The organism is Ferrigenium straubiae (assembly GCF_051257895.1).
Classification (GTDB): domain Bacteria; phylum Pseudomonadota; class Gammaproteobacteria; order Burkholderiales; family Gallionellaceae; genus Gallionella; species Gallionella straubiae.
Map to the genome: position 1 here is coordinate 1,833,791 of NZ_CP194331.1, position 12,496 is coordinate 1,846,286.

Genomic DNA, 12,496 nt, shown 5'->3' on the forward strand with positions numbered 1-12,496 from the left:
TCACCCCAGGAACAAGCGGTACGCCGGGTTGCCGCTCTCGTCCCAGTAGCGGTAACCGAGAGTGTCGAGGAAAGTCCTGAGCGCCTTCTTGTCGTGGTGCGGCCCCTGCATGCCAACCAGCACGCGGCCGTAGTCCGCGCCGTGGTTGCGGTAGTGGAACAGGCTGATGTTCCAGTTGTGGCTCATGCTGTTGAGGAAGTTCATCAGCGCACCGGGGCGTTCCGGGAACTCGAAGCGGAACAGGATTTCATCCTTGACCTCCGGCGCATGCCCGCCAACCAGGTAACGCAGGTGCAGCTTGGCCATCTCGTTGTCGGACAGATCGAGCGTGGGCAGGTTGTTGCGCCGCAGCCTCTCCACCAGCTCGGCCGTCTCGGACTGGTCGCGCACCTGGATGCCGACGAACACATGTGCCACTTTCGGGTCGTCGTAGCGGTAGTTGAACTCGGTGATGTTGCGCTTACCGAGCAGCGCGCAGAATTTGCGGAAGCTGCCGGGCGTCTCGGGGATGGTGACGGCGAGGATCGCCTCGCGCTGCTCGCCGATTTCGGCGCGTTCCGCGACGAAGCGCAGGCGGTCGAAGTTCATGTTCGCACCGCAGGCGACGGCAACCAGCGTCTCATTCTTGAGCTTCTCGCGTGCGGCATATAGCTTCGCGCCGGCGATCGCCAGCGCGCCCGCCGGTTCGAGGATCGAGCGCGTATCCTCGAACACGTCCTTGATCGCGGCGCAGGTGGCGTCGGTATCCACCAGCACGACCTCATCCACCAGCTTGCGGCACAGGCGGAAGGTCTCCTGCCCGACCTGCTTCACCGCCACGCCGTCGGCGAACAGCCCGACATGCTCGAGCGTGACGCGCTTTTTGGTTTTCAGCGAACGGTACATCGCGTCGGAATCGGTGGGCTGCACGCCGATGATCCTGATCTCGGGGCGCAGTTCCTTGACATAGGCCGCCACGCCGGAGATCAATCCGCCACCGCCGATGGCGCAGAAGATCGCGTGAATCGGCCGGGTGTGCTGGCGCAGAATTTCCATCGCGATGGTGCCCTGCCCGGCGATCACGTCGGGGTCGTCGTAGGGATGCACGAAGGTCATGCCTTCCTGCTTTTCCAGTTCCAGCGCGTGCGCGCAGGCGTCGGAATACGAATCGCCGTGCAGCACCACCTTGGCGCCGCGGCCTTTCACCGCGTCGATCTTGATCTGCGGAGTGGTGGCTGGCATCACGATGACCGCCCTGCAGCCGAGTTTCTGCGCCGAAAGCGCCACGCCCTGCGCGTGATTGCCCGCCGAGGCGGCGATGACTCCTCGCTTCAGTTGTTCGGGCGTGAGCTGCGCCATCTTGTTGTATGCGCCGCGCAGCTTGAAGGAAAACACCGGCTGCATGTCCTCGCGCTTGAGCAGCAGCGTATTGCCGGTGCGCGCGGAAAGGTTGGGCGCGAATTCCAGCGGGGTTTCGACCGCCACGTCATAGACGCGTGCGTTGAGGATGCGTTTCAGATAGCCATTCATATGCCCTCTATAAATCCATTTTGCGGGCAAATCGCGGTGTCGCGTGCTCGCTCATTCCTCATCTATCCAACTGATATGCCTCGTCATTCGCTGTGCGGCTCATTACGCTTTATCCCGCAAAATGAATTTCCAGAGGACATAATTAACTTGCCAAAAAATGAAAGGCTCGCGCAGATTAGCATAAATAGGGCGTTTGGAGCCGGCATAGGGAAATTACCTATGCCTGATTATCTAGGTAATTCGGCATATATTTCCGCCGAATGAGCTGTGGTCTAATGCCGCGCTGCAGTTTTCCGAATGGTCAATCCTGCAAATGGCAACAAGGCACTTTTAACGAACGAAAGCGCAGGATCGAAATTGCACCGGATATTCAGCCCCAAAGTGGCCGCCCTCGCCGCGGCATCGTTAATGTTCGCGGCCGTGCTGGCAGCCTATAACCTCGAGCGCGAATATATCACCCAGGATGAACGGCTCCATGTCATGGAGCGTATCTCTGCAGTGCGCGCCAGACTGGAGGCCGCCGTCAACACGTCGATCGCCGCCTCGCGCGCCATGGCGGTAGTCTATGCGGCACACCCCGATTTGCCGCAACATGAATTCATAAGACTGGCGGAGCAGGCCAAGGCATCCAGCCCAGCCCTGCTCGATATCGCCCTGTTTCGCGGCAGCGTCGTCTGTTGCGTCTATCCGCCCGAAGGCAATGAAAGGCTCGTCGGGCAGGATTTCAGCAAGCTCCCCGCGCAATGGCCTGCCTACCGGAGAATGATTTCCACAGGGCAGCCGGTAATCGCCGGGCCTCTGAAGCTGCTGGAAGGCGGCGAAGGAGTGGTGGTGCGCATCCCGGTATACGGCGCAGACCAGGCTTCGGGAAACAGGCCTTTTATCGGCGCCATCGGCACACCCATCCTGCTCGACGGTTTGCTGCACGAGGCGGATTTGCCCGCCATCGAAAAAACCCTGCATGTCGCCATCCGCGGCCGCGACGGCGAGGGCAGCCGTGGCGAAGTTTTCTATGGCAGCGCCGGTGTGTTTGCCGCGCAACCGGTCGTGCAGCAAATCTCCCTGCCAGGCGGAAGCTGGGAAATCGCCGCCTACCCGCGCTCCGGCTGGAATGCCGGCACCTTGTCGCTCAACATCACGCTGCTTCTGGGCGGCTTGCTGTGCCTGCTGGCGGCTGTGCTGGCCTACATGCTGGTCAGGTACTTTCGGCGGCGCACCGAAAACGAACAGCGCTTGCATGAAAGCGCGGCCCAATTGAAACAGATGGGCACCGAACTGGCGCATCAGAACGCCGTGCTCGAGATGATCGTGCACCACGCCGAATTGCCGGGCATCCTGGAAATGCTGGCGCAACTGATTGAGGTGCATCACCCGGAAATGCTGTGTTCCATCCTGCTGTCGGATCAGGAGAGCGGGTGTTTGCGGCACGGAGCAGCGCCCAGTCTGCCGGACTTTTACAATCGGGCGGTCAACGGCATCGCCATCGGCGAAGGAATGGGTTCGTGCGGCACGGCGGCCTATCGCGGTGAACGCACCATCGTCGAGGACATCAGGACTCACCCTCACTGGGAGAATTACCGCGAACTGGCAGGCCGCGCGGGCTTGCAGTCCTGCTGGTCGCAGCCAGTCAAGGGCTACGACGGACGCATACTGGGTACGTTCGCCATTTATCACCGCCATCCCGCCACGCCGCAGCCGGGCGAAATCGCGATGATCGAGAACTATGCCGGGCTGGCCGCCCTAGCCATCGAACGCACGAGCATCGCTGAGGCCTTGCGCCTGCACGATGCAGCTCTCAATGCCGCCGCCAATGCGCTCATGATCACCGACCGGGAGGCACGCATCATCTGGGCAAATCAGGCATTCACCAGATTGACCGGCTACGAGTTCGACGAGGCAGCCGGATGCTATTGCGGCGAGCTTTTCAAATCGGAATGCCATGACCGGCAGTTTTATGCGGCGATGTGGCAGACCATCCTCTCCGGGCGGGTATGGCATGGCGAATTGATCAACCGGCACAAGGACGGCACGCTGTACCACGATGAAACAACCATCACGCCGGTGCGCGGCAAGAGCGGCGAAATCACCCATTTCGTGGCGTTGAAGCAGGACATCACGGCGCGCAAGATCAGCGAGGAACACCTGAAAAACCTGGCGTTTTACGATCCGCTCACGCAATTGCCGAACCGCCGCCTGCTGATCGACCGGCTGGGCCAGACTTTGGCATCCAGCCGGCGCAGCGGTCGCCACGGTGCGCTGATGTTCCTCGACCTCGACAACTTCAAGCCGCTCAACGATGCGCATGGCCACGATGTCGGAGACCTGCTGCTGATCGAAGCCTCGCAGCGCATTGCGGCTTGCGTGCGCGAGGAAGACACCGTGGCGCGTTTCGGCGGCGACGAATTCGTGGTGATGCTGAAGGAACTGTATGGCGACAGCGTGACCTCCGCCACACAGGCAAACGGGGTAGCTGAGAAGATTCGCGCTGCACTGGCACAGCCTTACCGACTGGAGCTGCTGCAGGAGGCAAACGGCGAGCTCGCCGTCGAGCACCGCTGCACTTCTAGCATCGGGATCGTGCTGTTCGCCGGCCATGAATACAGCCGCGAAGACATCCTCAAATGGGCCGACGTCGCGATGTACCAGGCCAAGATGGCTGGGCGCAACACCATCCGTTTCCATTATCCCGGCACTCCCTGATTCCAGCCGATTCTTCCTGTTTTGCCGCACCGTGCGGCCGGCAGAATCGCCTTGTCCGCCGCTATCGCATACAATTGCGCGGTCATCATTTCCGGCGTCGAACGATGTATCCGAAACTTGTCCTCGTTACCTGCGTGCTCGCTTTCTGCGCCGTGGTGCTGAGCGCCTATGCGCGCCTTTCCGATGCCGGCCTGGGCTGCGCCAACTGGCCGGCCTGCTATGAGGAAAACGCGCTCAAGGAAAGGCAGCCACCCAGAGCGGATGCGCCGCGCGGCCACACCTCGTGGCAGTGGAAGCTGCACAGCCAGGTGGTGCAACTGCTCGGCTTGCTGGCCATCGCGGTGTGCGGGCTGGCGTGGAAAAAACGCAAGGAACTGCGCCAATCGCCGCTGCTGCCGACCCTGCTGCTGGGGCTGATGGTGTTCCTCGCCGTCTTCGGCATCTGGGCGTTTTCCCATCTGCCGCGCCCGGTCATCGTGCTGGTGCATCTCGCGGGCGGCATTGCGATGCTGATGCTGCTGAGCTGGATCGCGCTGCGCCAGACGGTGCAGCCCGCCGCCATCGATGCGCGCGAGGCGCAGAAGTGGCGCATGCCTGGTTGGCTAGGCGTCGCCTTGCTGCTGGCAGAGGTCATGCTGGGTGGCTGGGTGAGTTCCAATTTTGCCGCGCTCGCCTGCAGCGGTTTCCCGCTCTGCAACGGCGCGCTGCTGCCGCCCATGGATTTTTCCTACGGCTTCGATTCCTCCGGCCTGCCGCTTTCTGCGGAAAGACTCACCGCAATCCACTGGATGCATCGAGCCGGGGCGCTGCTGCTTGTTGCCTACCTGGGCTGGCTGTCTTTTGGGGTCATGGCGGTGCGAGGCCTGCGCAACCTCGGCCGAATCATCCTCGGCTTGATCCTGCTTCAGTTCGCGCTCGGCGTTCTCAACGTGCTGCTCGGTCTGTCGCTGCCGGTCGCGGTGCTGCACAACGCGGTGGCGATGCTGCTGCTGGTCGCACTGGTAACGCTGGTTTTCCGGCTCCGGAAAACTATCAGGTAAAAGCCTTCAGCAACATCCGCGTCGCCAGCACCAGCAACAGCACGGCAAACCCGCGCCGCAGCGGCTGCAGCGGCAGCCGGTGGGTCGCCCTCGCGCCGAGCGGCGTGGTGAAGGCGCTACCGAAGATAAGCATGAACAGCGCGGGTAGATAGACGAAACCCAGCGTCCCGACAGGCAGCGTGTGCAGCATCAGACCGGTGGCGACATAGCCTGTCGTACCGCCGAGTGCAATGGGAAAGCCGAGTGCGGCCGAAGTGCCGATGGCCTGTTTGAAGGGAATGTTGTGCCACAACATATAAGGCACGCTCAGCGTTCCGCCGCCGATGGAGACCAGGCTGCTGATCGCGCCAATGAAGCTGCCGGCCAGCGTCAGGCCGGTGCGCTCGGGCAGTTGCCGGGCGGCCTTGGGCCTCAGGTCGAGCAGCATCTGTACGGCGGCGAAATACACGAACAGCGCAAAGAACAGCGACAGCCAGGATTGCGAGACAGCGCTGGCGAACAGCGCCCCGAGCAGCGTGCCGAGCAGCAGGCCCGGCGTCATGCCGCGCACGACAGCCATATTGACCGCACCATGCGCGTGGTGCGTATAGGCGCTGGTGGCAGCGGTGTAGAGAATCGCGGCCATCGAAGTGCCCAGTGCGAGGTGCATGCCTTGCTCGCCCCCCAGGTGCTGCGCCTCGAACAGCCAGCTCAGCACCGGCACCAGCACCAGCCCGCCGCCGATGCCGAGCAGGCCGGCGAAGAAGCCGACGAAGGCGCCGAGCAGGAGATAGGCGGCATACCACTCCATCAATTTGAATTCCGTACTTGAACCACGAAGCGCATGAAGGTCGCGAAGAAAAACCGGCAGACACTCTGGGAACATCGGCCTTGTTGCGGGTTCCTCGCCACATGCCCCGAAAAATCTTCGTGATCTTCGCGTCCTTCGTGGTGAAGGGTTTTTTTCATCATCGCTCGCGCACCAGATGCTTCAGGATGAAGTTCCACTCCGCCGGATCGAGCGGGGTGATGGACAGGCGGTTGCCGCGTTGCAGGGTGCGCATTCGCGCCAACTCAGGATGTCGGCGCAATTCGCCGAGCGGAATCAGCGGGATCTTGCGCGCCAGTTGCACGTCCACGTTGAACCAGCGCGGCTGCTCGGGTGTGGCCTTGAGATCGAAGAAGCGGCTCTTGCGATCGAACTGGGTCGCATCGGGATAGGCAGCACTGGTAATTTTGATGATGCCGGCGATGCCCGGCTCCTTGCAGTTGGAGTGGTAGAACAGCGCGCCGTCGCCGACCCGCATCTGGTCGCGCATGAAGTTGCGCGCCTGGTAGTTGCGCACGCCGTACCAGGCCACGGTCTGGTTAGTCATCGCCGCGAGATCGTCGATGCTGCAATCGGATGGCTCGGATTTCATCAGCCAGTAGCGCATGTTCCTCATCCGCAAAAAAAAGTGCGACCCCCTGAGGTCGCACCGGAATAAAGCCCCCCGCCTGTGCCGTTGACCCGGCATCTTGAACCCGGGTTCAAGAGGGCGGCTTCCCAGTTACATCAGGTGCATCCGCGAGGGACGCTCACAACAGTAACATCGAGGGTTGCAGCCTTAAGCAGAGCTTATCGGTTCAAAGAATTATGGGCCTGACGAACACCGCAGGGGACAACTCAGAACAGCGTATCCTGCTCGGCTAACGCCTTGTCAATCGCTGTTTCCATGTCGTTCATTCTACGCTTAACGTCGGCGAGGTCAATGCCGCGCCCGACCTTGACCGAGAGCAATTCGTGGGCGATGTTCAGGGCGGCCATGATGGCGATGCGCTCGATGCTGGCGATCTTGCCGGCATCGCGGATCTCGCGCATTTTTTTGTCGAGATAGGTGACCGCATCGAGCAGTTCGCCGCGCTCCTCTTCGGGACAGGCGACGCGCAACTCCCGGTCGAGAATCTTGATGTCCAACGTTTTGGTGGAGCCGCTCATGTCTGTTCTTCGGGGAGGGTGGCCAGCAGCCTTTCGAGGCGCGCCTTTGCGCTTTCCACCTTGTCGCTGCACAGCCTGTTGCTGCTGAGTGCATGCGCCAGCTCCTGGCGCAACTGGTGATTTTCCGCACGCAGCTTGCCGCTCACTTGTATCAGTTGCGCAAGCTTGCCTTCCAGTGCGGTCAATTCGTTTTCCATGCGTTGACTATAATTTGAAAAGTGCTGATAAGTCAAACGGTAAGCGGGAGTTCTGAAAGCGGTTTGTGATTTTTTGGCAGCGCATCCCGCCTGTGTTACAGTGCGCCCTGCTTTGAGGTTCCCGTCTGCTTGCAGACGGGTTAAACGGGAAACAGGTGAGGGAATACCCGATGCCTGTGCTGCCCCCGCAACGGTAAGCGAGTGCGGATTTGCCAGTATGCCACTGTGAGCAATCATGGGAAGGCGGCAGATCAAGACTTGCGAGCCCGGAGACCGGCCCCGGAGCAAAGGGAACAGGAGATGCTGCGGGCGGCCGCATCGGCACAAATTGAACGGCATCGCCGTCCCCATTCTGCTTTTTTGCCCGTGGTATTCCCTGAATTTTAATGTTCCAGCGGGGACGCTTGGAACTTATCCGGGAACCAACCATGAAACAGAAATTGATAACCGTCGCGCTGTCCGGTGCGATCTCTTTTCCTTTTGCCGCTTATGCCGAAACGCCCAGCTTGGGTGAGACAGTCGTGACGGCATCGCGTATGCCGCAGCCGCTGGATCAAACCATCGCGCACACTACCGTGCTGAATGAGCAGGATATCCGCAAGTCCGGTGCGCAGGATGTACCCACGCTGCTGCGCTCACTTGCGGGAGTCGAAGTGGCTCAGAGCGGCGGCTTAGGCAAACTGTCCGGCACCTTCATGCGCGGCACCAATTCGAGCCATGTGCTGGTGCTGCTGGACGGCGTGCGCATCAACTCCGCCACCAGCGGATTGACCGCGCTTGAGCACATCATGCTGGATAGCATCGAGCGCATCGAAGTAGTACGCGGCAATATCAGCAGCCTGTATGGTTCCGAAGCCATTGGCGGCGTGATCCAGTTGTTTACCAGGCGCGGTCGTGGCGCACCGGCCATTAATGCAAGCGTCGGCCTGGGCAACCAGAACACGCAGCGTCTGGCGGCAGGATTTTCGGGCGAAGTGAACGACACGTCGTTCAGCGTCAATGCCGGCAAGACCAAAACCGATGGCGTATCGGCCATCAATCCCCAGCTTGCCGCGAGGGCCAATCCCGACAGGGACGGCTATGACAACACGACGTTCAGCGCGCAGCTGCAGCATGCCTTCAATGCGGATCATCAGTTATCCGCCTCACTGTTCGACAGCAGCGGCAACAGCCAGACTGACAGCTCCTCTTTCCCGGCAGTACCCACAGATATCCATAGCAGCAAATCAAGCATCAGGAAACTTTCATTGGCGGCCGACAACCGCATCAGCGATACGTGGCAGAGCAGGTTGCAATTGGCGCAGGGAACGGATGATTCCCAGAGTTTCCTGAACGGCGCGCCGGATGTCGCGTCGGGTGCCCTGTTTAAAACGGCCAACCGGCAGATTGCCTGGCAGAACGATGTACGAGTAATGGATAAGCAGCATATCAATCTCGCCGCGGAACATCTGTCACAAGCGGTCACCTCCAGCACGGCATTTTCACGCACCCGGCGTAACGTGGGCAGCCTGATGGGAGGATATGTCGGGGAATACGGCAGGCAGCAGGTGCAATTCAATCTGCGCCATGACAACTACTCGGACTTCGGCATAGCCAATACCGGTTTGCTCGGCTACGGCCTGCAATTTACCGATACATGGCGATTCACCGCGAGTATCGGCAGCGCATTCAAGGCTCCTACCTTTAACGACCTGTTTTATCCGCTTACCTGGGGGTTTGCAGGAAACCCCAACCTGCGCCCAGAGCGCGCGCATAACAGGGAAGCGGGATTGCGTTATGCGGCAAACGGGCAGCGCCTCAATGTGGTTTATTTCGACAACCGGATTCGCGACCTGATCGCGGTAAACGGCACTTTCACCACCATGGAGAATATAGGCGAGGCTCGCATAGACGGTTTCGAGCTGGGTTATGCCGGCAAGTTTGACGGTACACATTTAACGGCCAATGCCACCTTGCAAAACCCGCGTGATGCCGCAACCGGGCAGATACTTCCGCGCCGTGCAAGGGAACACGCGAATTTTGCGTGCTCGCGCGAGTTGGGTGCCTGGAATGCGGGTGCGGAGCTGCATCACAGCGGTGCGCGCAAAAACAGCAATTTCGATAACTTCGTGTTGCCGGCCTATCAGTCGGTCAGCCTGACTGCAGCCTACAAGATAGACGCACATTTGAACCTGTCGGCGCGCGTGGACAATCTGTTCAACCGTGCCTACAGCGAGGCGTATAGCTTCAATACGCCGGGGCGCAGGCTGTTCGTGGGGCTGAGTTACCAGCAATAATTGCAGGTCGGGCAAGGGCTATCCCCTTGCCTGCCTACCCCGACTTTATGTTAAGGTAAGCGTGTTTTTGGCATTCAATAAATGAGGATTTTTTACAATGAAGCTGACCCGGAATAAGTCCATTGCATTGTTCGCGCTGCTGGTGCTGCTTATGGCGGCAACCCGTTCGCACCATTTCGATTCCCTGACGCACCTGCCCGATGCGTCGCTGGCGGCATTCCTGCTGGCCGGAATATATTTGCCGCTGGCGGCGTTCCCGGCCCTGCTGCTGGTTGCCGGCCTGGCGGATTATTCTGCGATCAATTATGCCGGCGTGAGCGACTGGTGCGTCTCGCCCGCCTACTGGTTCCTGATCCCCACTTACGCCGTCATGTGGTATGCGGGGCGTTTCTATGCGGCACGCCATAGCCAGTCCTGGCGCAGCCTGTCGCTGTTTACAGCGACAGCCCTGGTGGCAACCAGTATGGCCTTTGTGATTTCCAGCGGCAGCTTTTTCCTGTTCTCCGGACGGTTTGCCGAGATGAGCGCGCTGCAATATGCGGGCAGCGTGGCCAAGTATTACGGCCTCTACCTGACCGGCGCCTTCCTGTATCTGTCCATTGCCGCCTGCGTGCAAATCGCCGCTGCGAACCTGTCCGGGCGTTCTGCGCACGCCTGATTGCTGACGCCTGTCGCGAGCCGCCATGCACGCTAAGACCGTCATGGTGCAGGGTACGACCTCGGATGCCGGAAAGAGCACCCTGGCGGTAGCGCTGTGCCGCTGGCTGGCACGGCAGAATGTGCGGGTTGCACCTTTCAAGCCGCAGAACATGGCGTTGAACAGTGCGGTGACCAGTGACGGCGGCGAGATCGGCCGCGCTCAGGCGGTGCAGGCGCAAGCCGCGCGGGTCGAGCCGCACAGCGACATGAACCCGGTGCTGCTCAAGCCGAACAGCGATACCGGCGCGCAGGTCATTATCCAAGGGCATTCCATCGGCAACATGCACGCGGTGGATTATCACGCCTACAAGCAAACCGCCCGCGCGGCGGTATTCGCGTCGCACGCGCGCCTGAGCCGTCACTACCAAGCAGTGGTCGCAGAAGGCGCAGGCAGCCCCGCCGAAATCAATCTGCGCGCCGGCGACATCGCCAATATGGGGTTTGCCGAGGAAGCGGACTGCCCTGTCATCCTGGTCGCGGATATCGACCGCGGCGGGGTATTCGCGCATATCGTCGGCACGCTGGCGCTGCTTTCGGCAACCGAGCAGGCGCGCGTGGCGGGTTTCATCATCAACCGCTTCCGTGGCGATTTGTCGCTGCTGCAGGGCGGCCTGGACTGGCTGGAGCGCGAGACCGGCAAGCCGGTGATCGGTGTTATGCCGTATTTGCACGGCCTGCATCTGGAAGCCGAAGACGCCTTGCCACTACCAGCCCAGAGAGCAGGAACGAGCGCGGGAAAATTACGCATCACCGCACCGGTGCTGCCGCACATCAGCAACCACACCGACTTCGACCCCTTGCGTCTGCACCCGCAGGTGGAGTTCCGCTTCGTGGCGCTGGACGAGCCCATCCCGGCGGCGGACCTGATCATCCTGCCCGGCTCCAAGGCGGTGCGCACCGACCTCGCGTGGCTGCGCAGCCGCGGCTGGGCGGAGGCGATCCGGCGGCACTTGCGCTACGGCGGCAAGCTCATCGGCATCTGCGGCGGCCTGCAGATGCTGGGGGAGAATATCCACGACCCGCTCGGCCTGGAAGGCGAGGCAGGCAGCAGCGCGGGGCTGGGTTTGCTGGAGCTGGACACCACCCTCTCCGCCAACAAACAACTGCGCAACATGCGCGGGGTGCTGGAACTGGAAGCGGCACCGGTCGCCGGCTATGAGATACATGCCGGGATCTCCAGCGGCGCGGCGCTGGAGATCCCGGCGATGCGGCTCGAACATGGCACGGATGGGCAGGCATTGCCGGACGGCGCGATCTCCAAAGATGGGCAGATTCTTGCCACCTACCTGCATGGCTTGTTCGAATCGCCTGCGGCCACCGACGCACTGTTGCGCTGGGCCGGCTTGGGCGATCCCGCAACACCGGACTATCATGCGCGCCGCGAGGCCGAAATCGACCGCCTGACCGATGCGCTGGAGCAGCATCTGGATACGCCGATGCTGCGCCGTTTGTTCGAACTGGAGGAAACACCATGACGGAAGAAACTGAAGCGGCAGCGCAGGATCGCGACCGCACACGCAAACAGCGCCACAAGAAAATCGTGGATGCCAAAATCGCCGCTGCAACGCAGGAGCGCGGCGTCATCCTGGTACATACCGGCAACGGCAAAGGCAAAAGCAGCGCGGCGTTCGGCATGATCGCGCGTGCGCTGGGGCACGGCATGCACGCCGGCGTGGTGCAATTCATCAAGGGCAGCTTCTCCACCGGCGAAGAAACCTTCTTCCGGCGCTTTCCTGAAGTCGAATACCACGTGATGGGCGAGGGATACACTTGGGAAACGCAGGATCGCGAGCGCGATATCGCCAAGGCGCAGGCCGCCTGGCAGGTGGCGCACGACATGCTGCGCAATCCGAATCTGCAACTAGTGGTGCTGGATGAAATCAATATTGCACTGAAGCTGCACTATATTGAAATCGGGCAGGTGCTGGAGGCGTTGCGTAACCGCCCGGCAATGCAGCACGTGGTGCTGACCGGGCGCGGCGCGCCGGACGCGCTGATCGAGATCGCCGATACCGTCACCGAAATGCGCCCCGTCAAACACGCCTTCGATGCCGGGATACAGGCGCAGAGTGGCATCGAATTTTAGGGCGCTTCAGTAATACTTGCCAAAAACTGGCG

At 61.1% G+C, this 12,496-nt stretch carries 11 protein-coding genes, 1 other RNA gene and 1 riboswitch; of the genes, 6 read left to right on the top strand and 6 right to left on the bottom strand.

Going from position 1 to position 12,496, the window contains the following annotated elements; genetic code table 11:
• Positions 1–1,509, bottom strand: coding sequence for a threonine ammonia-lyase, biosynthetic (ilvA, locus tag ACRRNM_RS08855; protein WP_435627866.1), 1,509 nt, complete (start codon positions 1,507–1,509; stop codon positions 1–3).
• 381 nt (positions 1,510–1,890) lie between these two features.
• Here ilvA and ACRRNM_RS08860 point away from each other — a divergent pair, with 381 nt between their 5' ends.
• Together ACRRNM_RS08860 and ACRRNM_RS08865 are read left to right on the top strand one after the other, a co-directional pair.
• A complete protein-coding gene (locus tag ACRRNM_RS08860) occupies positions 1,891–4,209 on the top strand; it encodes a diguanylate cyclase domain-containing protein (protein WP_435627867.1) in 2,319 nt (772 codons plus the stop codon).
• Between the two features lie 104 nt (positions 4,210–4,313).
• On the top strand, positions 4,314–5,249 hold the full coding sequence (locus ACRRNM_RS08865) for a COX15/CtaA family protein (protein ID WP_435627868.1): 936 nt from the start codon (positions 4,314–4,316) through the stop codon (positions 5,247–5,249).
• Here ACRRNM_RS08865 and ACRRNM_RS08870 read toward each other — a convergent pair.
• The 5 genes from ACRRNM_RS08870 to ACRRNM_RS08890 all read right to left on the bottom strand — a co-directional run bounded on the left by ACRRNM_RS08870 (position 5,242) and on the right by ACRRNM_RS08890 (position 7,391).
• Complete coding sequence (locus tag ACRRNM_RS08870) at positions 5,242–6,039, bottom strand: sulfite exporter TauE/SafE family protein (protein ID WP_435628664.1); 798 nt, start codon at positions 6,037–6,039, stop codon at positions 5,242–5,244. The two genes, ACRRNM_RS08865 and ACRRNM_RS08870, sit on opposite strands and share 8 nt — an antisense overlap.
• Before the next feature lie 157 nt (positions 6,040–6,196).
• On the bottom strand, positions 6,197–6,664 hold the full coding sequence (locus ACRRNM_RS08875; RefSeq protein WP_435627869.1) for an EVE domain-containing protein: 468 nt from the start codon (positions 6,662–6,664) through the stop codon (positions 6,197–6,199).
• Between the two features lie 50 nt (positions 6,665–6,714).
• Positions 6,715–6,892: non-coding RNA, 6S RNA (gene ssrS / locus ACRRNM_RS08880), on the bottom strand.
• A gap of 2 nt (positions 6,893–6,894) precedes the next feature.
• The gene (locus ACRRNM_RS08885) at positions 6,895–7,206 is read right to left on the bottom strand and encodes a cell division protein ZapA (RefSeq protein WP_435627870.1); all 312 of its coding nucleotides are present in this window, start codon (positions 7,204–7,206) and stop codon (positions 6,895–6,897) included.
• Positions 7,203–7,391 (bottom strand): hypothetical protein, encoded by a 189-nt coding sequence (locus ACRRNM_RS08890; protein ID WP_435627871.1) that lies wholly within the window; start codon positions 7,389–7,391, stop codon positions 7,203–7,205. Before ACRRNM_RS08890 ends, ACRRNM_RS08885 begins: the two co-directional genes overlap by 4 nt.
• Before the next feature lie 110 nt (positions 7,392–7,501).
• Positions 7,502–7,699: riboswitch (cobalamin riboswitch) on the top strand.
• A 132-nt stretch (positions 7,700–7,831) separates the two neighbouring features.
• Between ACRRNM_RS08890 and ACRRNM_RS08895 the strand changes: the two genes are divergently transcribed.
• From ACRRNM_RS08895 to cobO, 4 genes are all read left to right on the top strand, one after another.
• Complete coding sequence (locus ACRRNM_RS08895) at positions 7,832–9,679, top strand: TonB-dependent receptor domain-containing protein (RefSeq protein WP_435627872.1); 1,848 nt, start codon at positions 7,832–7,834, stop codon at positions 9,677–9,679.
• A gap of 97 nt (positions 9,680–9,776) precedes the next feature.
• Positions 9,777–10,337, top strand: coding sequence for a hypothetical protein (locus ACRRNM_RS08900; RefSeq protein ID WP_435627873.1), 561 nt, complete (start codon positions 9,777–9,779; stop codon positions 10,335–10,337).
• Between the two features lie 25 nt (positions 10,338–10,362).
• A complete protein-coding gene (locus tag ACRRNM_RS08905; protein WP_435627874.1) occupies positions 10,363–11,853 on the top strand; it encodes a cobyric acid synthase in 1,491 nt (496 codons plus the stop codon).
• Positions 11,850–12,464 (top strand): cob(I)yrinic acid a,c-diamide adenosyltransferase, encoded by a 615-nt coding sequence (cobO, locus tag ACRRNM_RS08910; RefSeq protein ID WP_435627875.1) that lies wholly within the window; start codon positions 11,850–11,852, stop codon positions 12,462–12,464. Before ACRRNM_RS08905 ends, cobO begins: the two co-directional genes overlap by 4 nt.
• Positions 12,465–12,496 lie beyond the last annotated feature (32 nt).